Source organism: Streptomyces sp. f51 (assembly GCF_037940415.1).
Taxonomy (GTDB): Bacteria; Actinomycetota; Actinomycetes; order Streptomycetales; family Streptomycetaceae; genus Streptomyces.
On the sequence record NZ_CP149798.1, the window covers coordinates 4746285 to 4771092 of the forward strand.

Annotated in this window: 19 protein-coding genes and 1 pseudogene; 10 read left to right on the plus strand and 10 right to left on the minus strand. The window is 70.8% G+C overall.

Annotated features, from left to right (window positions below):
• The first annotated feature begins 37 nt into the window (after positions 1-37).
• Complete coding sequence (locus WJM95_RS20810) at positions 38-757, plus strand: transglycosylase SLT domain-containing protein (RefSeq protein ID WP_339131196.1); 720 nt, start codon at positions 38-40, stop codon at positions 755-757.
• Between the two features lie 137 nt (positions 758-894).
• Positions 895-2307 (plus strand): AI-2E family transporter, encoded by a 1413-nt coding sequence (locus WJM95_RS20815; RefSeq protein ID WP_339131197.1) that lies wholly within the window; start codon positions 895-897, stop codon positions 2305-2307.
• A gap of 481 nt (positions 2308-2788) precedes the next feature.
• On the opposite strand, the gene WJM95_RS20820 is transcribed toward WJM95_RS20815, so the two are convergent.
• Entirely contained in the window at positions 2789-3322 is a 534-nt protein-coding gene (locus tag WJM95_RS20820) for an alkyl hydroperoxide reductase (protein WP_339131198.1), read from the minus strand.
• A gap of 6 nt (positions 3323-3328) precedes the next feature.
• The gene (locus WJM95_RS20825; protein WP_339131199.1) at positions 3329-3883 is read right to left on the minus strand and encodes a peroxiredoxin; all 555 of its coding nucleotides are present in this window, start codon (positions 3881-3883) and stop codon (positions 3329-3331) included.
• 174 nt (positions 3884-4057) lie between these two features.
• Here WJM95_RS20825 and WJM95_RS20830 point away from each other — a divergent pair, with 174 nt between their 5' ends.
• The 4 genes and pseudogenes from WJM95_RS20830 (at position 4058) to WJM95_RS20845 (ending at position 7238) form a co-directional block, all read left to right on the plus strand.
• The gene (locus WJM95_RS20830; protein WP_339131200.1) at positions 4058-5035 is read left to right on the plus strand and encodes a LysR substrate-binding domain-containing protein; all 978 of its coding nucleotides are present in this window, start codon (positions 4058-4060) and stop codon (positions 5033-5035) included.
• A 178-nt stretch (positions 5036-5213) separates the two neighbouring features.
• Complete coding sequence (locus tag WJM95_RS20835) at positions 5214-6272, plus strand: MarR family transcriptional regulator (protein ID WP_339131201.1); 1059 nt, start codon at positions 5214-5216, stop codon at positions 6270-6272.
• Between the two features lie 53 nt (positions 6273-6325).
• Positions 6326-6688, plus strand: a pseudogene (locus WJM95_RS20840) (roadblock/LC7 domain-containing protein); the annotation flags it as partial.
• 121 nt (positions 6689-6809) lie between these two features.
• Positions 6810-7238 carry a hypothetical protein gene (locus tag WJM95_RS20845; RefSeq protein WP_339131202.1) on the plus strand — a complete coding sequence of 143 codons (429 nt, stop codon included), beginning with the start codon at positions 6810-6812 and terminating at the stop codon, positions 7236-7238.
• Between the two features lie 69 nt (positions 7239-7307).
• Here WJM95_RS20845 and WJM95_RS20850 read toward each other — a convergent pair whose 3' ends face one another.
• From WJM95_RS20850 to WJM95_RS20860, 3 genes are read right to left on the minus strand one after another with little or no spacing between them, the layout of a single operon-like run.
• Complete coding sequence (locus tag WJM95_RS20850; protein ID WP_339131203.1) at positions 7308-9641, minus strand: FtsX-like permease family protein; 2334 nt, start codon at positions 9639-9641, stop codon at positions 7308-7310.
• Complete coding sequence (locus tag WJM95_RS20855) at positions 9638-10336, minus strand: ABC transporter ATP-binding protein (RefSeq protein WP_339131204.1); 699 nt, start codon at positions 10334-10336, stop codon at positions 9638-9640. The genes WJM95_RS20850 and WJM95_RS20855 overlap by 4 nt, the downstream gene beginning before the upstream one ends.
• A complete protein-coding gene (locus WJM95_RS20860; RefSeq protein WP_339131205.1) occupies positions 10333-10860 on the minus strand; it encodes a PadR family transcriptional regulator in 528 nt (175 codons plus the stop codon). The genes WJM95_RS20855 and WJM95_RS20860 overlap by 4 nt, the downstream gene beginning before the upstream one ends.
• A gap of 472 nt (positions 10861-11332) precedes the next feature.
• On the opposite strand from WJM95_RS20860, the gene WJM95_RS20865 reads away from it, so the two are divergent.
• Together WJM95_RS20865 and WJM95_RS20870 are read left to right on the plus strand one after the other, a co-directional pair.
• Positions 11333-13651 carry a transglycosylase domain-containing protein gene (locus tag WJM95_RS20865; protein ID WP_339131206.1) on the plus strand — a complete coding sequence of 773 codons (2319 nt, stop codon included), beginning with the start codon at positions 11333-11335 and terminating at the stop codon, positions 13649-13651.
• Between the two features lie 567 nt (positions 13652-14218).
• A complete protein-coding gene (locus WJM95_RS20870; protein ID WP_339131207.1) occupies positions 14219-14911 on the plus strand; it encodes a peptidase inhibitor family I36 protein in 693 nt (230 codons plus the stop codon).
• Between the two features lie 62 nt (positions 14912-14973).
• On the opposite strand, the gene WJM95_RS20875 is transcribed toward WJM95_RS20870, so the two are convergent.
• From WJM95_RS20875 to WJM95_RS20895, 5 genes are all read right to left on the minus strand, one after another.
• A complete protein-coding gene (locus WJM95_RS20875) occupies positions 14974-16440 on the minus strand; it encodes a catalase (protein WP_339131208.1) in 1467 nt (488 codons plus the stop codon).
• Positions 16441-16718: 278 nt separating this feature from the next.
• Positions 16719-18869, minus strand: a complete 2151-nt coding sequence (locus tag WJM95_RS20880; RefSeq protein WP_339131209.1) for an ATP-binding SpoIIE family protein phosphatase — start codon at positions 18867-18869, stop codon at positions 16719-16721.
• 346 nt (positions 18870-19215) lie between these two features.
• Positions 19216-19908: a DUF402 domain-containing protein gene (locus tag WJM95_RS20885; RefSeq protein ID WP_339131210.1), complete on the minus strand. Its 693-nt coding sequence runs from the start codon at positions 19906-19908 to the stop codon at positions 19216-19218.
• A 115-nt stretch (positions 19909-20023) separates the two neighbouring features.
• On the minus strand, positions 20024-21427 hold the full coding sequence (locus WJM95_RS20890; RefSeq protein ID WP_339131211.1) for a class II fumarate hydratase: 1404 nt from the start codon (positions 21425-21427) through the stop codon (positions 20024-20026).
• Between the two features lie 154 nt (positions 21428-21581).
• On the minus strand, positions 21582-23249 hold the full coding sequence (locus WJM95_RS20895; protein WP_339131212.1) for a fumarate hydratase: 1668 nt from the start codon (positions 23247-23249) through the stop codon (positions 21582-21584).
• Positions 23250-23493: 244 nt separating this feature from the next.
• Here WJM95_RS20895 and WJM95_RS20900 point away from each other — a divergent pair, with 244 nt between their 5' ends.
• A complete protein-coding gene (locus WJM95_RS20900; RefSeq protein WP_339131213.1) occupies positions 23494-24222 on the plus strand; it encodes a DUF1707 domain-containing protein in 729 nt (242 codons plus the stop codon).
• 196 nt (positions 24223-24418) lie between these two features.
• Positions 24419-24790 carry a WhiB family transcriptional regulator gene (locus WJM95_RS20905; RefSeq protein ID WP_339131214.1) on the plus strand — a complete coding sequence of 124 codons (372 nt, stop codon included), beginning with the start codon at positions 24419-24421 and terminating at the stop codon, positions 24788-24790.
• Positions 24791-24808 lie beyond the last annotated feature (18 nt).

Consider the following 24808-nt stretch of genomic DNA (forward strand, 5'->3'; position numbering starts at 1 on the left):
GGCACGATTGCGTCCGCGAGGGTCACCTAAACGGGCGATGCTGGAAGGAAACCGTGTGAGCCGGATTTCGGTCCGGGGATTCGCAGTGGCTTCGGCCACCGCGGTCACCGCTGTCGGAAGCGTGGTCGGAGTTGCCTCGGGCAGCGTCGCCCAGCCCTCGAACGATGCCGAGGCGACGGCGAGCGACTCGACTCTCCTCGCTGACATACCTGCGGGCCAGCAGGCCCAGGTGCAGACCGCGTCCCTGACGCAGCAGGCCGACGCCCAGGCCATCGCCGCCGACGCGAGCGCCAAGAAGGACGCGGAGGCAGCCGCACGCAAGCAGGCCGCCGACGACGCCGTCGCCAAGCAGAAGGCTGCTGAGGCGAAGGCGGAGAAGGAGGCCAAGGCGCGCAAGGCGGCCTCGGAAGCGGCGAGCCGCTCCGCGACGCGTGACGCCTCCAGCTTCTCCGTCCAGGCCTCGTACACCGTCGCCCAGATCCAGGCGATGGCGGCCCAGATGGTGCCGAGCGGTCAGTTCCAGTGCTTCAGCAACATCGTGAACCACGAGTCGAGCTGGAACTACCGGGCTGTCAACGCATCCTCGGGTGCCTACGGTCTCTTCCAGGCTCTGCCCGGTTCCAAGATGTCGTCCGTCGGCTCCGACTGGCAGACGAACCCGGCCACGCAGATCAAGTGGGGCCTCAACTACATGAACAGCCGCTACGGCAGTCCCTGTGACGCCTGGTCGTTCTGGCAGGCCAACAGCTGGTACTAGGCACCACGCCTTTCACCGGCCGCTCAACCTTGCGAAGCCCCTCCCCGTCCTAGGGGGAGGGGCTTCGGCCATGTACGGTCGGACCCGACGACTCCAGGGGGGGAGTGGTGGGGAGCAGCGGGGGAAAAGGACGCATCATGTCGCGTGTACCAGGATGGCTCGGCCGGCTCGGCGCCGGACTCACCGAACTCGGTGAACGGCTGGACGAACGCCGGGCCGAGGTCGAGATGGAGTCGCGGGGCCCCCTCGGCATCGAGGACGGCCTCGGCGGACGTGTCCTCGACGCTCCCGCCGCCGTCCCGGAGGATTCCGGTCCGTCCGGGTCCCCCGAGGTTCCGGCGGTGGACGGCGACGCCTCCGCGCTCCCGGTCCAGCGTCCCGCCGAGGAGAAGGCCACGGCGTACGCGTACACACCGGCGCCCCACCGTCCCGACCCCGCCCTCGCCGTGCCCTGGGGGGTGCGTGTCGCCGCCGAGGCCGGCTGGCGGCTGCTGATCCTGGCGGGCACCGTCTGGGTCCTGATGCGGGTCATCAGCGCCGTACAACTGGTGGTGCTGGCCTTCGTGGCCGCGCTGCTGATCACCGCGCTGCTCCAGCCGACGGTGGCCCGGCTGACGCGTCACCGGGTGCCGCGCGGGCTCGCGACCGCGCTCACCGCGATCCTCGGCTTCGTCATCATGGGGCTGATCGGCTGGTTCGTGGTCTGGCAGGTCCAGGAGAACATCGACAACCTCTCCAACCAGATCCAGGACGGCATCGACGAGCTGCGCAAGTGGCTCCTCAGAGGCCCGTTCCACGTGACCGACAAGCAGATCAACAAGATCGCGAAGAACCTCCGCGAGGCGATCGGCGCGAACACGGACCAGATCACCTCGGCGGGCCTCCAGGGCGTGACCGTGGTGGTCGAGGCGCTGACGGGCATCCTCCTCACGATGTTCTCGACGCTGTTCCTGCTCTACGACGGCAAGCGGATCTGGGAGTGGTCGCTCAAGCTCGTCCCGGCCGCCGCCCGTCCCGGGGTCGCGGGCGCGGGCCCGCGCGCGTGGCGCACGCTCACGGCGTACGTCCGCGGCACGGTGATCGTCGCGATGATCGACGCGATCTGCATCGGCATCATCATCTACTTCCTCAAGGTCCCCATGGCCGTGCCGCTGGCCGTCTTCATCTTCCTCGGCGCGTTCATCCCGCTGGTGGGCGCGGTGATCTCCGGGGCGCTCGCGGTGGTGGTCGCGCTGGTGACCCAGGGGGTCTTCATCGCCCTCATGACCCTCGTGGGCGTCCTCGCCGTCCAGCAGATCGAGGGCCACATCCTCCAGCCCTTCATCCTGGGCCGCGCGGTCCGCGTCCATCCCCTCGCGGTGGTCCTCTCGGTCGCCGCGGGCGGCATGATCGCCGGCATCGGCGGTGCGGTCGTCGCGGTGCCGCTGGTCGCGGTGACCAACACGGTGGTCGCGTACCTGCGTTCGTACGCGAACGAGGCGGATCTGCGCCACGCGCCCGAGCCCCGCGGCGCCACCGCGGTGGACGCGTCCCCGGCCCACAGAACCTGACCCGACGGCAGCCCCCGGCACCGCCCGACGCCGATCCCGCCACCGGGCGCCACCGGGCTTCCGGGCAACCGCCCGACGCCGGTCCGGCCACCGGGCCACCGGGCTTCCGGACAACCGCCCGATCCCGCCTCCGGGCACCCCTCCGGGCCACCGGGCTAGCGGACAACCGTCCGACGCCGATCCCGCCTCCGGGCGCCACCAGGCTTCCGGGCAACCGCCCGACGCCGATCCCGCCTCCGGGCCACCGGGCTTCCGGGCCACCGGACAACCCTCCGACGCCGGTCCGGCCTCCGGGATGCCGGCCCGACATCGATCCTGCCCCCGGGGCCACAGGACACCCGGCCGCCGCCGGTCCCGCCGTCGGGCAACCGGCCGGTGCCGTGGTGGCCCTCGCGCGACGCACAGGGCCCCGCCCACCATGACGGTGGGCGGGGCCCTGTGAAGTGCGAGCGGGCCGAAGGCCGCCCGGTGTGCGCGGGGACTACTCGGCGAGGACCGCCTCGGAGTCCAGCGTGACGCCGACGGCCTGGAGCACGGAGGCGATCTTGAACGCCTCCTGGATCGTCTCCCGGTCGACGCCGGCCTTGCGGAGCACCTGCTCGTGCGAGTCGAGGCACTGGCCGCAGCCGTTGATCGCGGAGACGGCGAGCGACCACAGCTCGAAGTCGACCTTCTCCACACCCGGGTTGCCGATGACGTTCATCCGCAGACCGGCCCGCATCGTCCCGTACTCCGGGTCGGAGAGCAGGTGGCGGGTGCGGTAGAAGACGTTGTTCATCGCCATGATCGCGGCGGCCGACTTCGCGGCGGTGTACGCCTCGGGCGACAGCTTGGCCTTCGCCTCGGGCTCCAGCTCGCGCAGCACGCGCGGGGAGCGCGTGGCGATCGCGCAGGCCAGCACCGTGCCCCACAGCTGCTGCTGCGGCAGGTCACTGTTGCCGATCACCGAACCGAGGTTCAGGCGCAGGTCCTTGGCGTAGTCCGGTATCGCGGACTTCAGTTCGTCGAGGGCCATGGAAGGTCACTCACCGGCCAGCAGGGCGACCGGGTCAAGGGTGTTCTCGCCCTTGGTCCAGTTGCACGGGCAGAGCTCGTCCGTCTGGAGGGCGTCCAGGACCCGCAGGACCTCCTTGGGGTTACGGCCGACGGAGCCGGCGGTCACCATGGAGAACTGGATCTCGTTGTTCTGGTCGACGATGAAGACGGCGCGCTTGGCGAAGCCGTCCTCGCCCTCGATGCCGAGGTCGCGCATGAGCTCGTGCTTCGAGTCGGCCATCATCGGGAAGGGCAGGTCACGCAGGTCGTCGTGGTCCTTGCGCCAGGCGTGGTGCACGAACTCGGAGTCGCCGGAGAAGCCGAGGACCTGGGCGTCACGGTCGGCGAACTCGTCGTTCAGCTTGCCGAAGGCCGCGATCTCGGTCGGGCACACGAAGGTGAAGTCCTTGGGCCACGCGAAGACGATCTTCCACTTGCCCTCGTAGGTCTTGTGGTCGATCTGCTCGAACTCCTGGCCCTTCTCCAGCGAGACGCAGGCGGTCAGGTCGAACGTGGGGAACTTGTCACCGACAGTGAGCACAAACTCTCCTAGCAGCTAGGGATAGCCCTTTTTGGGGGAATTTCCCTGGGGGATGGACGACGTCGATGGTGGCACAGGCAGCATTGATTCGGGAAATAGCTACACTCGGTCGCGTTGATCGAGTGCGGCTATCAGTGACGGCCGGTGAAGCGGCCCGGAGCGAGAGGTACGGCCATGGCGAGCCCCACCGGCAGGGCGTCGGGCGGCAAGGGCGGCGGACGGCGCGGCCCCAGCCTCGCGCAGCTGCGCGCCTTCACCGCCGTGGCCGAGCATCTGCACTTCCGTGACGCCGCCGCCGCGATCGGCATGAGCCAGCCCGCGCTGTCCGGAGCCGTCTCCGCCCTGGAGGAGATCCTCGGGGTGACCCTGCTGGAGCGTACGACCCGCAAGGTGCTCCTGTCGCCCGCCGGTGAGCGCCTGGCCGTACGCGCCCGGGCGGTGCTGGACGAGGTCGGCGCGCTGATGGAGGAGGCGGAGGCGGTCCGCGCTCCGTTCACCGGGGCGCTGCGCCTCGGCGTCATCCCCACCGTCGCCCCCTACCTCCTGCCCACCGTCCTGCGCCTCGTCCACGAGCGCTACCCCGACCTCGACCTCCAGGTGTACGAGGAGCAGACGGCCGCGCTGCTGGAGGGGCTCACGGCCGGCCGGCTCGACCTGCTGCTGCTCGCGGTCCCCCTCGGTGTGCCCGGGGTCGTCGAACTCCCGCTGTTCGACGAGGACTTCGTGCTCGTGACCCCGCTCGACCACTGGCTCGGCGGCCGGGAGGGCATCCCGCGCGAGGCGTTGCGGGAACTGCGCCTGCTGCTGCTCGACGAGGGCCACTGCCTGCGCGACCAGGCCCTGGACATCTGCCGCGAGGCCGGGCGCGCGGACGCTCCCGTGACCACCACCGCCGCGGGTCTGTCCACCCTCGTCCAACTCGTCGCCGGCGGCCTCGGGGTGACCCTGCTGCCGAGCACCGCCGTCAGGGTGGAGACGACCCGCAGCGACCAGCTCCTGACCGGGTACTTCGCCGATCCGGCGCCCACCCGCAGGATCGCGCTCGCGATGCGCTCGGGCGCCGCGCGGAGCACGGAGTACGGGGAACTCGCGGAGGCCCTGCGCGAGGCCCTGCGGCCGCTTCCCGTAAGGGTGTTGGGCGCGGAAGCCTGAACTGCCGCGCACAGTCGGTCATTCGGGCGACCGATGAAGTCCCTCGGCGACCGGGATATTTCAACTTCCATCAGGTAGGGCGACTCCCGCTGGGATTTCCGCCCCCGCTGATACACATACCTCCTCAGGGTGACGTGTCAGGCGTCTGTGCGAAGTGCCGGTGATTCCAAGGGGAGTGATGTCGGGCGTTCGGGATTCCCTTGGCAGGGTCGGATACGACCTGCTGTCGCGTGCGCTGAGCGAATGCCACGGCGCGCGGGCGACGGGAAAACTGCGCGCGTCCGGAAAGCCCGGGGGAGTCTTCCATCTCCGTGACGGCTGCGTCGTCGCCGTCGAGAGTCCGGGCGCCCCTGGCGCGGAGGCGCGGCTGCTGCGCTCGGGCCGCGTCAGCGGTGAGCAGTGGGCCGAGCTGCTCCGCGAGGCCGACGGCACCCGGTGGCCGGGAGCCGGGCTGATCGCGCACGGTTACGCGGGCGCCGCACAGCTCCGCGTCGTCTGCATGATGGCGATGCAGGACGCGGCCTTCGCCGTCGTGGCCGGAGACGTGGAGGCGTGCGGCCCGCTCGACGACATCTACGAGCCGTACGCGCCGGTCGACCTCGGCGAGGTGCCCGGGCGGCTGCTCCAGGACGCGGCGAGGAAGCTCGCGGCCGTCGCCGCCCTGCCGCGGCCCGTACGGCCCGACCGGGAACGCCCGGTGCGGGGAGCGGTTCCGGACGACATGTGCGAGCAACTGCCGCCGCCGCAGAAGGAGTTGCTGACCCACGCCGACGGCCGCAGGACCGCGCGTGACATCGCCTTCGCGACAGGACTCGGTGTCTACACCGTCACGGTGGGGATCGCCCGCATGCTCGGCGAGGGGCTGCTGGAACTGCCGGCGGAATCCGGTTCCGCCCCCCGGGTCACCGTGCGGGACCTGCCGACCGGAGCGCTCCGGCAGCGGCCGTCCGGTGCCCCGCCCGCCCTCGACCCCGAAGTCTTCTCCGCCCTGGCGGTCGCGGTGGCCGCCCAGGAGCCGGAGACGCCCGGACCCGGGCCGGAGCCCGTCCCGCGGACCGAGGGGGCCGTCCCCGCGCTGCCCCGCAGGGAGCCCGGGGTGAACGCCCCCTCGCTGCCCCGCCGTGAACCCGGCGCGAGCGGAATCACCGAAACCCTCGCCACGGAAAGGACCGGGGCGGGATGGAAAGGATTCTTCCGGCTGCGGCAGCGGATCTGGACCCCGGACTCCGGCACCTGAGAACGCATGCCCGTCATCGATCAAATGCGCACAATGACCAGGGAGTTCAATACATGAATCATGAGGCACTGGCCAGGGAAATGAGGGAACTCCGGGAACAGGTGCCCGGAATCACCGATACGGCTCTGGCGGCCGCCGACGGAATGCTCATCGCGGCCGACACGGCCGACACCATCGACCCGGAGAGCCTCGCCGCGATCGCCGCCGCGGGCCTCGGCATCGCGCGCCGCGCGACCGCGGTGACCGCCAGGGGCGCGTTCCGCCAGACCGTGACCTACGGCAGCCAGGGTCTCGCGGCCTTCTACGCGGTCGGAGACACCGCGCTGATGATCGTCCTCGGCGACGAGGGCATCGACCTCGAACGGCTCCACGAACGGACCCGGCCGGCTCTCGGCCGTATCGGATCGATCCTCACCGGGGCCGGCCCCGACCCGCTCGCCGTCCCGGCCGGGGCCGCTCCGCTCACCGCACCTGACACCGCACCCGACGCACTCGTCGGAGTCGCGGCCGACACCGCGACCGAAGGGGTATGACGACATGGCCACCAAGCGAATGACACCGGGGTTCTCCGACCAGATCATGGGCCTGGTCAAATCACTGCGCGCCGACGCCCCCGACTGCCTCGCCTCCGGGGCGGTCGACATGTCGACCGGAATGCTGCTGAGTTACGAGACCGTCGACAACCATCCGCCGGAGGTCCTGGACCTGCTCGCGGGCGCGACCCTCGACCTGTTCCAGGGACGTACGGTCCAGATGATCGAGGACGTCTTCAAGGAGCGCCGCGGCATCGAGTCCGAGTCGCACTTCTTCCAGGAGATCCTGGTCAACAGCGACAACCTCACGCATCTGTTCATCCGCATGAGCGACCAGCAGGACGTGGTCGCCGTCGTCGTCTGCCGCAAGTCGGTCAACGTGGGCATGCTCTTCGCCCAGGTCCGCCGTGTGGTGAAGGAGTACAGCATCTGAACGCGGACCGGTGGCCCTCCCGGACGGGGAGGGCCACCGGCTGGGGCGCCGCCGTGTCCGGCGGGCTCCCTACTCCGTGCGCAGACCGTCCGGCCGCATCAGCCGGATCAGCGGCGGCAGGCTGAGCAGGGTCACCAGAAGTACGACCCCGGCGCCGATCCCGGTCATCGACAGCACGCTCGCCCAGTCCACGCTCACCCGTGTGCCCGTCATCTTGAGCAGGACCGTGCCGAGGGTGAGGCCCACGATCGACGCGAGGACGAGCCCCAGCGTGATCGGGATAGCGGTCTGCCACAGCACCGACAGGCTCAGCGTGCGGCGCCGGGTGCCGAAGGCGACCAGTGCCGACAGCAGCTTCTTGCGCTCGCGCAGCTGCTCCAGCTGGGAGATCAGCAGGCTCGCGCCGATCAGCACGAGGACGCAGGTCGCGCCGACGAACAGGCCCGTGCGGATGGACGTGAACTTCTTGGACTGGATCGTCGCCGTCCACGTCTCGGGGTCGGCCAGCGGGTCGAGTCGTGCCGAGCTGTTGCGGACGAACTCACGGACGTCCGGCACCGACTCGTCGAGCCCCAGGAAGACCGTTCCCCGCACCGTCGAAGCGGCCTGCGGGGGCAGCGCGCCGGGCGTGAACAGGAAGCCTCCGCGCTCCTCGCCGGACGGGTCCCTGCGCGAGTCCGCCCGCTTGACGCCCGTCGGCACGGTCCAGGGAATCTCCTTCCCCTTGCTGCCGGAACCGAAGGACGGGTCGAAGTAGAGCCTCTTGCCGGCCTTGTTCAGCTTCGCGGTGGACGAGTCCCACCTGGCGTCCCCCACCGCGAAGATGTCGCCGTCCTTGCAGGAGGGCAGCCGGGCCGCCTCCCGCAGGGCCGCGCAGTCGCCGACCGACACGGTCGACTGCTCCTCGGGCTCGTCGCGTCCGTCGCCCAGTTCGGTCCGTCCGAGGGCCGTCGTGTGCGTGACGCCCCTGGTCCGGGACATCAGCCGGACGGCCTCGGCCATGGGCACCTCGCCCGGCACCTGGACGGACATCTGGGCCCGGGCGAGATCCTGGGCGCTGACCTTGGTGTAGTCGTCGTCGACGCCGGCGAACAGCATCTGAAGGGCGATCGCGCCGGCCACCGCGACCGCGATGCCGTTCACCATGCGGGCAGCGGTGCCGCTGCTCAACTGAAGTCTGCGGATGGCCAGTTGCCAGGCCACGCCGCCCGAGTTCAGCCGGGCGACGACCGCCTCGACCACCCAGGGCAGCAGCGCGGTGATGCCGACGAGCAGCAGCAGGACTCCGCCGATGACGAGGTACTGGTTGAAGTTCCCGTTGGACCGCCCCTGCCCGATCATCGGGTAGAGCATCGCGAGGCCGCCCAGCGGCAGCAGCAGGCGCCACCACAGCCGGCGCCGTGACGGCCGCGCCGTGCGCACCACTCCGAGCGGTTCGATGACGACCCCGCGCAGCGCGAGGAGCGTCACCGCGACCGCGGCGGACGGGACGGCGAGGGCCACCAGCACCACCAGCCCGGGCGTCGGGTTGAGGTCGCCGGGGAAGACGCTGATCCTGAAGACCATCACCAGGCCCGCGAGCTGACGTCCGATCAGGAAGAACCCCGCGCCGAGGGCCAGCCCGACCAGCGCTCCGGCCAGCGCCTCGCCGGCCGCGATCCGGCGCGTCATCCGTCCGTCCGCGCCGACCAGCCGCAGTGCCGCCAGCCGCCGGTCGCGCCGCTCGCCGCCGAACCGTACGGCCGCGGCGATGAAGACGCCGACCGGCATCAGCAGCACCACGAAGACGATGAGCACGAGCAACACGAGGATGGGGTCCATCGCCTCCGACGGCCCGCTGTACCCGAACGAGTCGATGCGTTCGATGCGGCCGTTGGTCTCGCCGGTCGCGCTCAGGTTGTCGGCGCCCGCGTAGTAGGCGAGTTCGTGCGGGCCCACGAGCCCGCTGTCCGCGATGGTGCCGCTGACGCGGTAGCCGAGCCGGTCGCGCAACAGCTTGCCGTCAGGAGACTTCAGCAGCTGGTCGAGAGCGGGCGAGACGACCATGTCGCCGACCGCGGGGAACAAGGACACGCCCGGCGGCAACGGCGCCCGCGCCCCTTCGGGTTCGAGCATCCGGCCGCGGACGTCCTCGTCGCGGAAGGTGGTGTCCGACGTCGCGATGAGCAACGTACGGTCGGACTTCTTCTTGATCACCGAGCTGAACGTCACGTCGTTGCGGCCGCGTTCCCGCTCGTGCCGGGACGTCAGGGCGCTGGGTATCGCCGTGGTGAGCAGCAGCAGCGCCACCCCGAGCCCGACGCCGACGGCCGTCAGCAGGACGCGCACCCAGGCCTCACGGCCGCCGGTCACCGCGAACCTGGCGCCCATGGCGAGATCGCGGGACCACTGGCGGGCACTCATACGATCCGCTCCATGTCCCTGGACCTGCCGTCCCGTACGACGACCTCGCGGTCCGAGTACGCGGCCACGCGCGCCTCGTGGGTGACGAGCACGACGGCGGCGTTCGTCGAACGGGCCGCGTCGGTCAGCAGCTCCATCACGCGCTCGCCGTTGAGGGAGTCGAGCGCGCCGGTCGGCTCGTCGGCGAACAGCACCCGGGGGCTGGTCACCAGTGAACGGGCGACGGCGACGCGCTGGCCCTGGCCGCCGGAGACCTCGCCCGGCCGCTTGTCCTTGAGGTCGTCGACCTCCAGCCGCTCCATCCAGGACAGCGCGGTGCGCTCGGCCTCCTTGCGGCCCGTACCGTTCAGCCGCAGGGGCAGCGCGACGTTCTCGACGCAGCTCAGTTCCGGCACGAGCTGGCCGAACTGGAAGACGAACCCGAACGCGGAGCGCCGCAGCGCGCTCCGCTGAGCGTCGTTCATCGTCGCCATCTCGCGGCCGTCGTACGTGATCGAACCGGAGTCGGGCGTGACGATGCCGGCGAGGCAGTGGAGCAAGGTGGACTTGCCGGAGCCGGAGGGGCCCATCACGGCGACGACCTCGCCGGGGTGGATGGAGAACGCGGCTCCGTCCAGCGCGGTGGTCGGGCCGTACGTCTTGCGCAGGTCCGTGGCGGTGAGCAGGGAGCCCGGGGGAGCGGTGACCTCGGTCATCGGGCCGTCACCGCCTCGGCGAGCTTGTCGAGGCGCGCGGCGGTCAGTTCCAGCCACCGCAGGTCGGCCTCCAGGTGGAAGAGGGCGTGGTCGCAGATCAGCTGATCGGCCAGGTCGCCCTTGCGCTTGCGCTCGGTCAGCATGCGCATCATCCGCAGGTGCTCCGAACGCTGGCTGTCGAGGAGCTCGCTCGCGTCCCGGCGGGTCAGCAGGGCGAGGACGACCTTGGTGTAGAGGGTCGACTGGAGGTACGGCTCGGGTGTCTCCGGCGTCGCGAGCCAGCGCTCCACGTCGGTGACCCCGGCCTCGGTGATCGCGTACCGCTTGCGCTCGGGCCCGTCGCCCGCCTCGATCCCGTCGAGTTCGACGAGCCCGTTCTTCAGCAGCCGGGACATCGTCGAGTAGACCTGGCCGTAATGCAGCGGCCGGTCGTGACCGAATTTCTCGTCGAAGGCCCGCTTCAGGTCGTAACCGTGGCGCGGCCCGGACTCCAGGAGCCCTAGAAGGGTGTGACCGATGGACATGCCGAGCACTCTACACACGGCGTATACACGGCATGTATACGCGGCGCGTATAGGTCGCAGGAAGCGTGCCGTGGAGGGCGGGAACCCCCTGGTCGGGGCCGATTGTCACGATTCTGGAACCGACCGGCGGGGCCGCCCCGCGCCCGGGCCGCCCGCCCTCCCGGACCCCGGCGGAACACCTCCCGGACCCGGGGAGCGCACCCCGTCCGACCTGGGAGCGCGGGACTCGGCGGGGGCCCGGTCCACGCGCCGGCCGCCCGTAGTTCCTCAGCTCACTTTTTCCCGCAGCGGCAACCTTCCGGCGCTTCTGCTCGTCGGATTCAGTGGGGCGGTGCAGGTGGCGTGCTGATTGTCACGTCCGGAAAAGACCGGATCGGCGCCCCTTTGTCATAGCGCGCGGTGTTAGCTTGCTGAGCTGACCTGACCGGCGAACTTGTGTGCCACACGAGAATGAAGCGGAGCGGATCGACCCATGGGACGAGCTGAAGAGAGACGAGCGCGGCAGGCGCAGGGCCGCCGCGCGGCGCCCCAGCGCTCGTCCGGGAACGAGTCGGCGGGCTCCGGTCCCGGAGGGAAGGCGGGCGGCAAGCCCCGCCGCACCGGTATACGCCGGTTCGTGAACTGGAAGACGATCCTCGGGTCGTTCCTCGGCTTCTGCCTGCTCGGCATGGGCGGCTTCATCGTGCTGTACATGGTGGTCTCGGTGCCCGAGGGCAACGCGGCCGCGAAGCGCCAGAGCAACATCTACAAGTACAGCAACGGCTCGCTGCTCGGGCGCAGCGGCAAGGTCAACCGCGAGATAGTCGACCTGTCCAAGGTGCCCAAGAGCGTCCAGAAGACGTTCGTCGCCGCCGAGAACAAGACCTTCTACGGAGACTCGGGCATCGACCTGAAGGGCACCGCCCGAGGTCTGATCAACACCCTCTCAGGCAAGGGCAAGCAGGGTGGTTCGACGATCACCCAGCAGTACGTGAAGAACTACTACCTCAGCCAGGACCAGACCGTCACGCGCAAGCTGAAGGAAATGGTCATCTCGCTGAAGGTGGACCGCCAGAAGTCCAAGGACGACATCCTGGCCGGCTACATCAACACCAGCTACTACGGCCGCAACGCGTACGGCATCCAGGCGGCGGCGCAGGCGTACTACCGCGTCGACGCCCAGAAGCTCACGGTCGCGCAGGGCGCCTACCTCGCCTCGCTGCTCCAGGCCCCGAGCCAGTACGACTGGGCGGTCGCCTCGAAGACCGGCAAGCGGCTGGTCCAGGCCCGCTGGAACTACACCCTCGACAACATGGTCCAGATGCACTGGCTCGACGCGGGCGAGCGCGCGGGTCTGAAGTTCCCGGTGCCCAGGGAGCCCAAGGGCGCTCCGGGCATGGAGGGCGAGACCGGCTATCTGATGACCGAGGCCAAGAGCGAGCTCGCGCAGCAGCTGGTCTCCCAGGGCTCGGCCGACAACCTCAGCGACGCCAACGCCAAGATCGACGCCGGTGGCTGGACCATCACGCTGAACATCGACCCCAAGAAGCAGGCGCTGCTGGAGTCGACGGTCAAGCGGCAGCTGACCAGCAAGCTGGACCCGAAGAAGCGCAAGGTCGACGCCAACATGCAGGCCGGTGCCGTGTCGGTCGACCCCAAGACCGGCAAGATCGTCGCGATGTACGGCGGCACGGACTACTTCAAGCACTACATCAACAACGCGACGCGCCACGACTACCAGGCCGCGTCGACGTTCAAGCCGATGATCTTCGCGGCGGCCCTCGAAGAGGCGGCCAAGACGCGCTCCGGGCAGCCGATCACCGCGAACACGATCTACGACGGCACCAACCGCCGTCCCGTGGTCGGCAGCGACATCGGCTTCGCGCCGCCGAACGAGGACGAGCACAGCTACGGCCCCGTCACCGTGCAGACCGCGATGAACAAGTCCATCAACTCCGTCTTCGCGCAGATGGGCGTCGACGTCGGCATGGACGAGGTGCTGAAGGTCGCCGGCAAGCTCGGCATGAACACCAAGAACCTCCAGGCGGTGCCCGCCCAGACCCTCGGCTCCATGGGCGCGAGCCCGCTGGAGATGGCGGGGGCGTACGCCACGCTCGACAACCACGGCAAGAAGGTCACCCCGTCGATCGTGGCCTCGGCCGAGCACAAGGACACCTCGGTCACGATGCCGGACCCGATCGGCGAGCGGGTCATCAGCGAGGAGGCCGCCGACACGGTCACCTCGGTGCTGACCGGCGTGGTCGACGACGGTACGGCCCGGGTGTCGGTGCGGGACAACCCGTCCCGCGACGGCCAGGTGGTCGCCGGCAAGACCGGTACGTCCGACAACAACAAGTCGGCCTGGTTCACCGGCTACACGCCGAACCTGGTCACCTCGGTGCTGCTGTTCGGCGAGGACGCGAAGACCCACGCCCAGGTGTCCATGAAGGGCGCCACCGGCCTCTACCTGGAGGGCGGCCGCGTCAACGGCGGTGGCTACCCGGCGAAGATCTGGGCGGCCTACACGTTCGAGGCGATGGCGGGGAACGTCACCAAGTTCGACCTGAACACCACGTCGGGCGCGGCGGTGGCGCCGACCGAACTCCCCACCGCCACCCAGTCGCCGTCCAGCACCCCGTCGTCGACCCCGACCACGCGGGAACCGACGACACAGCCGCCCACCACGAGCAGCCCGCCGTCCCCCACGGACGAGCCGACGACGACCCCGCCGACGACGACGAGCCCGTCCTCGCCGTCGAGTTCGCCCAGCAGCGGCGTCCTGGACAATCCGTTCGGCCAGGCCAACCCGTAGCGCGGGTGAGCCGCTGAACCCCGAAGGAGGGCACCCGGACATCCGGGTGCCCTCCTTTTTCGCTGCCGTGAGGACGTGTGCCCCCGGCGCGGCGGGCAGCGTGTTTCGGCCGGTTCCCGGCCGGGCCGGGGCGGCCGGAAACCGCTCACCCAGGGGGCCGGCCGGAGCTGTTCCCCCGCGCCACCAGGGGAGTTGATCCTTTCGGGGCGGCCGCCGCCGGGTGGGCGGCCTCGGCCCCGCGGTGGCCGGTCACGCGAAACGACCTTGTCCCGGTCCGTACACCTGTGCCTATGTTTGCTGCCGTGCACGGCGGTCCTGACCAGCCCGCCGACGCACCACGTCAGTTCGCGACCGGGGGAACGATGTCGCCACAGGGGGAACACTTCGTCATGCCGTACTTCCGGCTCTTCTCGCGCGCCGAGCCGTCCTCGCGCGCCCCGTTCCGCCGTATCCGTCGCTCCTGACCGGGGACGACGACGTCCACCGTCCGCCCCCGACCGGGGGACGGCGACGTCCACGTCCCGACGACCGGACGCACGACCTCGATATCGCTGTGGAGCGCACATCTTGATACGCACACGCCTGACCACCGCCCTGCTGGCCGCCGCCGCGACCGGCGCACTGCTGCTCACCGCCGGACCGGTGGCGTCCGCGGACGAGACCGGCCCCGAGCCGACGGCCACGGCCACGCAGGAGCCTTCGACGCAGGACCCCTCGACCCCCGCCGCCGAGCCGGCGAACCCGGTGATCGCCGAGTACGACGGGCGGAAGATCAACCTGGCCGAGTCCTGGGAGGGTGCCGACAGCTGCACCGAGCTCCCCAGCGGCGAGGTCCACTGCTACGACACGACGAAGGAAGCGCAGACCGACCCCGCGCTGCCCGCCTCGGTCCGCAGGGCGACCCGCGCCGCCGTCGCCACGCAGGCCGCCACCGCGCCCGACCGGTGCGTCGCCGACTACTGGTGCCTGTACGCGGACGCCGACTACAAGGGCAAGATCATTCGCCTGAGCAGCAGCGGCAGGCACGACCTGAGCGAGTGGGGCTTCCGCGACAAGGTGAGCTCCGTCTACTACTGGGTCCTGCGCTGGAACCTCAACTACGGGACCGCCACCATCTGGGACTACCGGTCGGGCGTCCTGCACGACCGGCAGCGCGACCTGCTTCCCCCGCACGGCTGGGCCGACTTCACGAACATGGACTACCCGGGCGGCGGCAACTGGAACGACAAGGTCGACAACTTCGAGGTCAAGCGCGCCTGATGATGCCGTCACGAAGGCCGGCCGGTCCCCGCACCGCGGGAACCGGCCGGCCTTCCGGCGCGTCAGCCTCCGTCGACGCTCCGGGCGATCCGGTCGCCGGTCTCCTTGTCCACGTTGCGCCAGTACTGGAAGGCGCGCTCCAGCACCGGGCGGCTGACACCGGCCTTGAGATGACCGCTCACGTTGTCCACCAGCCGGTCCCGGGCAGCGTCGTCCAGCACCTGGCGGACCATCGTGCCCGCCTGGCCCCAGTCGTCGTCCTCCCGGTGGAGCGCGTACGCCTCGCGCACCAGCTCACCCGCGGTCCGCCAGCTCGCCGGGTCACCGAACCGGCCGTCGTAGTCGGCCGCGGGCCCGCCGTAGGAGTTCGGCGCGTACGGGCGGGCCGCCTGCGACGGCTCGTAGCGCATCGGTCCGTCCTTGGCGTACGAGTTCACGGGGGAACGCGGCCGGTTGGGCGGCAGTTGGCTGTAGTTGGGGCCTATCCGGTAGCGGTGGGTGTCCGGGTAGGAGAACAGCCGGCCCAGCAGCATCTTGTCCGGCGAGGGCCCGATGCCGGGCACCATGTTCGAGGGCTCGAAGGCGGCCTGCTCGATGTGGACGAAGTAGTCCTCGGGATTGCGGTCCAGGACCATGCGGCCGACTTCGATCAGCGGATAGTCCCCGTGCGGCCAGACCTTCGTCAGGTCGAACGGGTTGAACCGGTAGTCCGCCGCGTCCTCGAACGGCATGATCTGGACCTTCAGCGTCCAGCTCGGCGCGTGGCCGGACTCGATCGACTCGAACAGGTCACGGCGGTGCCTGTCCGGGTCCGACCCCGCGAGCTCGTCGGCCTCCGCCTGGGTGAGGAAGCCGATGCCCTGATCGGTCTTGAAGTGGTACTTCACCCAGAACCGTTCACCGCCGCCGTTGATCCACATGTAGGTGTGGGAGCTGTAGCCGTTCATGTGGCGGTACGTCTTCGGGATGCCCCGGTCGCCCATCAGCCAGGTCACCTGATGCGCGGACTCGGGCGAGAGCGTCCAGAAGTCCCACTGCATGTCGTGGTCGCGCAGCCCGGTCACCGGATGGCGCTTCTGCGAGCGGATGAAGTCCTGGAACTTGATCGTGTCACGGACGAAGAAGACCGGGGTGTTGTTGCCCACCATGTCGTAATTGCCGTGCTCGGTGTAGAACTTCAGCGCGAAGCCGCGAGGGTCGCGCCAGGTGTCGGGGGAGCCCTGCTCGCCCGCGACGGTCGAGAAGCGCGCCAGCATGTCGGTGCGAGCGCCCGGCTGGAACAGACCGGCCTTCGTGAACTGACTGACGTCGTTGGTCACTTCGAAGAATCCGTACGCGCCGCTGCCCTTGGCGTGCACCACCCGCTCGGGCACCCGCTCCCGGTTGAACTGCGCCATCTTCTCGATGAGGTAGTGGTCCTGGAGCAGGATCGGGCCGTCGGGGCCGACGGTGAGCGAGTGTTCGTCGCTCTCCACCGGGATCCCGACGTTGTTCGTCGTGTACGGAGCCTTGCGGGATGCCTGCGTCACGAGCGTCCTCCCGTCGGAGATGAGGTCGTCAGGTCGCTTCGCTCACCCCAGCAGTCAACGCTGCCGACACCATGTCGGCAACACGGACCACGGTCCGGCACCCGCCGTTCGGGCAGGCACCGGCACCCCGGTCGGGCACCGGCACCGGTACACCGGGTCCGGCACGGCACGAGGCACGGCACGGGCGCCGCCGAGGCACCGGTCGAGGCACCGGCACACACCGGCACGGGCGCCGCGAGGCACCCGCACGCCGGGGCGAGGCCGGACGAGTACCCCGGTCAGTTCCGGTTCAACTCGAACCAGACGACCTTTCCCGTACTCAGCCGGGTCGCCCCCCACCGCCGCGCCAGCCGGTTCACCAGGAACAGCCCGCGGCCGCCCTCGTCCGTGGCCCGCGCCTGCCGCAGCCGCGGCAGCTGGGGCACGTCGTCACCGACCTCGCAGCGCAGCACGTCGGTGCGCAGCAGCCGCAGCGTCACCGGCCGCGAGGCGTACCGCACCGCGTTCGTCACGACCTCGCTGACCAGCAGCTCCACCGAGTCGGTCATGTCCTCCATGCCCCAGCGGGCCAGCGCCCGCCGGGCCAGACGCCGGGCCCGGCCCGGTGCCGCGTCCTCCGGTTCCAGGAACCAGTACGCGACATCGCTCGGCGCGATCCCGTCGAAGCGCGCGGCGAGCAGCGCGATGTCGTCGTCCCGGTCGCCCGGGCCGAGCATGTCGAGCACCTCGTCGCACAGCGCTTCCAGCGGCGGCGGATGATCCGGCCCGGTCAGCGCGGCGACCGCCGCGAGCTTCTCCCGCAGCTGCTCTATCCCGGTCCAGACGTCACGCAGCCGCGACTCGACCAGACCGTCCGTGTACAGCAGCAGCGTCGCCCCGGCCGGCGCGTCCAGCTCCACCGCCTCGAAATCGACCCCGCCCACACCGATGGGGGCACCCGGCGGCACCCGCAGCACCTCGGCCCGCCCGCCCAGATGCAGCAGCACCGGCGGCGGATGGCCCGCGTTGGCGATCGTGATCCGGTGCGACACCGGGTCGTAGACGGCGTACAGGCAGGTGGCCATGCGGTCGGTGCCGAGCCGCTGTGCCTGCTCGTCGAGATGGTGCAGCACCTCCTGCGGCGGCAGATCCAGCCCCGCGAGGGTCTGCGCCGTCGTCCGCAGCTGGCCCATGATCGCCGCCGACGTCATGGAGTGGCCCATCACGTCGCCGACGACCAGCGCCACACGGCTGCCCGGCAGCGGGATCGCGTCGTACCAGTCACCGCCCACCCGGGCCGTCTCCGCGGCCGGCAGATAGCGGGACGCGAGCCGCACCCCCGTGGGCCGCGGCAGCGTCTCGGGCAGCATCGTGCGCTGGAGCTCGTCGGCGATGTACGCCTCACGGCCGTACAGCACCGCCTTGTCGATGCCGAGCGCGCTGTGCGTGGCGAGCTGGGCCGCGACCAGCAGGTCGTCCGCCTCGAAGGCGAGCCGCTCGGGCCGGCGCAGGAACAGCGCCGCCCCGATCACCCTGCGCCGGCCGCGCAGCGGGGCGAGGATCGCGCGCTGCCCGCTCGGCACCGGAAGATCGTCCCCGAGCAGTTCGGGCAGCGCGGCGCGCGCGGCGGGCGCGTCCGCGAACACCGGCCGCACCCCGCGCAGCACCTCGGCGAGGGCGCCGCCCGGGCGCACCTCGCACAGCTCGGCCGTCAGCGCCGACAGCTCGCTCGGCTCGGGCCGCAGCGCGGGCAGGAAACCGCTCTCGGTGTCCCGCTCCTCGGGAATGCGGTCCGTGCGGCGCAGCCGCAGCACGAGAGGACCCGTCGGCCGCTCGTCACCGACCGGCAGCGGGTCGCGCAGATAGACGAGGATCGCGTCGGAGAAGGTCGGCACGGTCGCCCGGCACAGCCCCATCACGATCTCGTCGAGGTCGATGCCCCGGGCGATCCGCCGGGTCGCGGCGCCCACGAAGCGCAGCCGGTCCCCGTCCCGCCGCATCGGCATCGGACCGCCGTGCGGCACACCCTGCCCGGTGCGGCGCTCCTTGCCGCCCGTGGCGCGCGCGGACCGCCCCTGCTCGGCGTCCGGCTGGATCGGGATGCCCTCGGGCGCGGGCCGGGGGCGGTGCGTGTCGGGTTCGGTCGCCGAGGGCTGCGAGTGCTCGGACCCGCGCCCGGACGGGGCGGGCGAGGGCGGCGGCGCGTCCGTGCCCGAGGACGCGGACACGCCGGCGTCGGCGGACACCTGGCCGCCGGCCTTCCCGCGCTTGCCGCGCGGCTTCGACGCGCCCGAACCCCTCGGTGCGTCGCCCGTGCGGGCCTGTACCGGTAACGCGCCGGATCCCGGCAGCTGGGACGGCGGCTCCGAGGTACGCAGGAGCGCCCCGCGAGGGTCCGCGGGGCCGGCGCCGCTCTGCCGGCGCTCGTGCGAGGTGGGGTGCTCCGTCACGCGTGTCGAGTCCGTCCGTCCGGGGCTGCGCGCCGTGCGCGCAGTTCTTCCCGCAGCCCCGATACCCGGAATGAGTGCCCCAGGAACGGATTCTGCGTGTCGTCAGGGCCGGGACCGACGGCGTTCGCAGCCGCCGCCCGGCACGGTACGGCTCGCCCGCGGCCGGAAACGGCCCGTGCCGTCGGCCCGCCGGCCACGTCGCCGTACGCCTCGTACCCCTCGCTCACGTCCTGCCGCCCCTCGGTGACATATGGTCAAGCCCGGCTCATCCTGCGGGAGTTGTTTCTGCCGTGCGCCCTTGCGGAAGACGATCCTACGGTTGTACCACGGGGGCGCATCAAGGGTCTCATGAGGACACGTGCGCGGGCGTACGGTCCCAGTCATCCGGCAGAACAGGAACCGGCCAGCCCGGATCGGGCCTCCAGTGCTGCCATCCGTCCGAGAACGGCGCGCCCCAGGCACGGATCACGTCCACCGCCGACCACCCCGCTTCCCTCACTCGCGCCGCCAGTTGAGCATCCATCAGACCGGCCCGCTGCGCCATGGCGAATTCGTCCTCGTCGAGCCAGCGCCAACTGCGGTCCGGGTGCACCGAGATGTCGAGGAAATGGTCCTCGGAGTCCACCCCGTCCGCCCAACGGGTCAGCGGAGCCTCCAGGTTCACGTACCAGTTCTTGAAACGCCAGCCCTGTTCCCAGAACAGCCACACCGACCAGGGCTCGCCCGGCCGCGCCAGCTTCAGCACCCCGGTCCCGGCCCAGCGGCCGCGCCGCACCGCGCGGGGCTTCGTGTAGCGCGACTCCAGCGGTTCCGCGTGCACCGGCGAACCGTCGGCGAGCACGGGCTTCACGCACTCGGTGCCCGGCGCCATCCACACCGCGAGCAGGTCGGCGTCGTCCCGGGCGACCGTCACCGGCCGGCAGATGTGGACCTGCTCCCCGGCGTTCTCCCGGTACCGCCACAGGATCTGGCTTCCGGGCTCCCAGAACGCCGTCCGTCCGCCCGCTTCCGCTCGTCTCACCGCTCCACCCTCTGCCATGACCAGATATTAGGTGCCCCGGGCACGCGACGCTGCGGTTCGCGTCAGGGTTCGCGCCAACGGCGACCGGCTGTTACGGAGCCGTCATCAGGCGTTTCTCCCCGGACACGCGCTGTTACGGGTGCGTCATCCGCAGGACATCCAGCGCTTCGTCCAGCTGCTCCAGGGTCAGGTCGCCGCGCTCCACGTACCCCGACTCCAGCACCACCGCGCGAATCGTCCGGCGCTCCGCCAGCGCCTTCTTCGCGACCCTGGCGGCCTCCTCGTACCCGATGTACTTGTTCAGCGGCGTCACCACCGACGGCGAGGACTCCGCGTACTCGCGGGCCCGCTCGCGGTGCGCGACGATCCCGTCGACCGTGCGGTCGGCGAGCAGCCGTGAGACGTTCGCGAGCAGCCGCACCGACTCCAGGACGTTCTTGGCGATCACCGGCAGCATCACGTTGAGTTCGAAGTTGCCGGCCGCGCCCGCGACGGCGACGGTCGTGTCGTTGCCCGTCACCTGGGCGGCGACCATCAGCACCGCCTCGGGGATCACCGGGTTCACCTTGCCCGGCATGATCGAGGAGCCCGGCTGGAGGTCGGGGAGGCTGATCTCGGCCAGTCCGGTGCGGGGCCCGGAGGCCATCCACCGCAGATCGTTCGCGATCTTCGTCAGCCCGACGGCGACGGTCCGCAGCTGACCGCTGGTCTCCACGATCCCGTCGCGCGCCCCCTGCGCCTCGAAGTGGTCGCGGGCCTCGGTCAGCGGCAGCCCGGTCGACCGCGCCACCTCCGCGATCACCGCGGCGGAGAACCCGGGCGGCGTGTTGATCCCCGTCCCCACGGCCGTGCCGCCGAGCGGCAGTTCGGCCAGCCGCGGCAGCGAGGACTCCAGCCGCTCGACCCCGTACCGCACCTGGGCCGCGTACCCGCCGAACTCCTGGCCGAGCGTCACCGGGGTCGCGTCCATGAGGTGGGTGCGCCCCGACTTCACCACGTCGGCGAACTCCCGGGACTTGCGCTCCAGCGCGGCGGCGAGATGCTCCAGCGCGGGCACGAGGTCACGGGTCACGGCGGCGGTCGCGGCGATGTGGATGGACGACGGGAACACGTCGTTGCTCGACTGCGAGGCGTTCACGTGGTCGTTGGGGTGGACGTCCCGGCCCAGCCGCTCGCCGGCCAGCGTCGCGATGACCTCGTTGGCGTTCATGTTGGACGAGGTGCCCGAGCCCGTCTGGAAGACGTCGACCGGGAAGTGCGCGTCCCAGCGGCCCGCGGCGACCTCCGCCGCCGCCTCTTGGATCGCCTCCGCGACATCCTTGCCGATCACGCCCAGGTCGCCGTTCACCTTCGCGGCGGCCCCCTTGATCCGGGCGAGGGCCTCGATGTGCGCGCGCTCCAGGTGCTGCCCCGACACGGGGAAGTTCTCGACAGCGCGCTGGGTCTGCGCCCGCCACTTCGCGTCCGCGGGCACCCGCACCTCGCCCATGGAGTCGTGCTCGATCCGGTACGCGCCGTCGTCCTGGCCATCCGTCATGGGTGACACCTCCATGGGGGACAGCGTCCCGGAGCCCGCCGGTGTTCCCGCCGGAACGGCCGCCTCGTCGGCGGCCGTTCCCCACGCGTAAGGCGTCACGGGCGTGTCACCCGTACGGCGTCACCCGAACGGGCGTACGCCGTACGGGCCCGCACTACGCCAGTCCCGGGCCCCGCACCGGGATCGTGGTGAAGGTCGGGGCGGGCGCCGGGTCCTGGAAGAAGTCGTTGCCCTTGTCGTCGACGACGACGAACGCAGGGAAGTCCTCGACCTCGATCTTCCAGACGGCCTCCATGCCGAGCTCCTCGTACTCGACGACCTCGACCTTCTTGATGCAGTCCTGGGCGAGCCGGGCCGCCGGACCGCCGATGGAGCCGAGGTAGAAGCCGCCGTGCGTGCCGCAGGCGTCCGTGACCTGCTTGCTGCGGTTGCCCTTGGCGAGCATCACCCTGGAGCCGCCCGCCGCCTGGAACTGCTCGACGTAGGAGTCCATGCGGCCGGCCGTCGTCGGGCCGAAGGAGCCGGACGCGTAGCCCTCGGGGGTCTTGGCCGGGCCCGCGTAGTACACGGGGTGGTCCTTCAGGTACTGCGGCATCTCCTCGCCCGCGTCAAGGCGTTCCTTGATCTTGGCGTGCGCGATGTCGCGCGCCACGACGAGCGGGCCGGAGAGCGAGAGCCGGGTCTTGACCGGGTACTTCGTCAGCTCGGCGAGGATGTCGTCCATCGGCTGGTTGAGGTCGATCCGCACGACGTCACCGGCCTCGTCCAGGTGCTCGTCCGTGGTCTCCGGCAGGAAGCGCGCCGGGTCGGTCTCCAGCTGTTCCAGGAAGACGCCCTCGGCGGTGATCTTCGCGACGGCCTGGCGGTCGGCCGAGCAGGACACGGCGATCGCGACCGGGCAGGACGCGCCGTGACGCGGCAGGCGCACCACGCGGACGTCGTGGCAGAAGTACTTGCCGCCGAACTGCGCGCCGATGCCGATCTTCTGGGTCAGCTCGAAGACCTTCTCCTCCAGCTCCTTGTCCCGGAAGCCGTGGCCGAGCTCGGAGCCCTCGGAGGGGATCTCGTCCAGGTAGTGCGCGGAGGCGTACTTCGCGGTCTTCAGCGCGTACTCGGCGCTCGTGCCGCCGACGACGATCGCCAGGTGGTACGGCGGGCAGGCGGCCGTCCCCAGCGAGCGGATCTTCTCCTCCAGGAACTTCATCATGGAGCCCTCGTTGAGGACCGCCTTGGTCTCCTGGTAGAGGAACGACTTGTTCGCGGAGCCGCCGCCCTTGGCCATGAACAGGAACTTGTAGGCGCCGCCGTCGGTGGCGTACAGCTCGATCTGCGCGGGCAGGTTGGAGCCCGTGTTCTTCTCGTCCCACATGGTCAGCGGGGCCATCTGCGAATAGCGCAGGTTCAGGTTCTTGTACGCGTCGTAGATGCCGCGGGAGAGGGCGGCCTCGTCGCCGCCCTCGGTGAGCACGTTCTGGCCGCGCTTGCCCATGACGATCGCCGTGCCGGTGTCCTGGCACATGGGCAGGACGCCCGCGGCGGCGATGTTCGCGTTCTTCAGCAGGTCCAGGGCGACGAACTTGTCGTTCGCCGAGGCCTCCGGGTCGTCGATGATGCGGCGCAGCTGGGAGAGGTGGGCCGGGCGCAGGTAGTGCTGGATGTCGTGGATGGCCTCCGCGGCGAGCTTGCGCAGCGCCTCCGGCTCCACCTTGAGGAACGTCCGCCCGTCGGCCTCGAAGGTGGAGACACCCTCGGAGGTCACCAGCCGGTACGGGGTGGTGTCCTCTCCCTGGGGGAGCAGATCGGTGTACGCGAACTCAGGCATCTCGCCCATTCCTCACTCGGCAGACAGCTTTCGGGGCCTCGCCTCGGGCGCACCCCTTCGGCTCGTCGCCGGAGGCCGGCCGTCATCGGCAGCGTCCACCAGCGTAGAACCTGACGCGGACGCCGGGGTTGTGAGGTAAGGCTCAGTTCGGGCACCGGACCGGAGGGCCCGGCGTCCGGCGGGTTTCACGCGGGTGGCGGGAGAGGGGTAGTCGCGATCTATCGCGTTTGGGTACGCTGTTGCCGTGGACCTTCAAAAGAGCCCCGACGCGAGTGCCGCCACGGCGGCGGAGCCGGCCGAGCTGCGCGCCTCCGACGCCGACCGCGACCGGATCACCGACATCCTGCGCGAGGCGGTCGCCGAGGGGCGGCTGACCGCGGAGGAGCACGCCGAGCGGGTCGAGGGCGTGCTGGCCACCAAGACGGTCGGCGAACTCGACCGCTTCGTGCGGGACCTGCCCGCCGCCCACACCGGCCGCGCGTCCTCCGCGTACGTCTCCGCGCCCAACCGTCCCGCCCAGGGCGCGATCCCGGTGGAGGCGGACGAGAACGTGGTGGCGGTCTTCAGCTCCGCGGTCCGCAAGGGCCGCTGGCGGGCGGGCCGGCGCATTCACGCGTACTCGGTCTTCGGCAATGTCGAGATCGACCTGAGCGAGGCGATCTTCGAGTACCAGCAGGTCGTGATCAAGGCGATCTCGGTGTTCGGCAACGTCGAGATCTTCGTGCCCGAGAACGTCTCGCTGCGCGGCAGCGGCGGCGGGGTGCTCGGCAACTTCGAGGTGGACACGCTGGACTCGGGCGACGCCGACGCACCCGTGGTCTACGTCGACGGTCTCGCGGTCCTCGGCAACGTCGAGGCGAGGCCCAAGCGCGGCAAGCTCATCGCGGACATCCTCGACCGGGTCACGAACCGGGTGAACGAGCGGGTGGCGGACCGGCTGGACCGGAGTTTGCGCAAGCACCTGGACCGTTGACGCTCGTGAATATGCGGGCGGCGGATGCGGCCGGTCCGCGGCGGACGATCGATCACGCGTGGATACGGCCGGGCTTCGGCACGCAGTGCATAGGCGCGCGCACAGCGGGTAGGGCTTGCTGCATCGTCCCCTGGAGGGTGCCGCGGAATTTTCCCGGTGCCCGGCACGCTCGCGAAGCCGTCGTCAGGAGTAGACCGTGCTGCAACCGCCGCATCAGTCCCTGCATGTAGCTGCCGTTCCGGCCCAGCGGGCGCCCGTGCGGGACAGGGATCAGGAAGCGCCATGGCACACGGAGGCGGTGTGCAGGCGTGACGAGGCCGGCCTGTTCTTCGCCCCCTCCAAGGAGCCGACCGCCTCACGGCTCTCCCGCGAGGAGGCGGCCAAGCGCGTCTGCGCCCGCTGCCCGGTCATGGTCGAGTGCCGCGAGCACGCGTTGCTGCAACCCGAGCCGTACGGCGTCTGGGGCGGTCTGACCGCCGCCGAGCGCCGTGTCGTGCTCGCCCGGCGCCGCCGCCGCGACCTGGAACTCAAGAAGGCCACCCACGGCTCGATAGCCGCGGCCGGCTGACCCGGCCGGCGGGCCCGG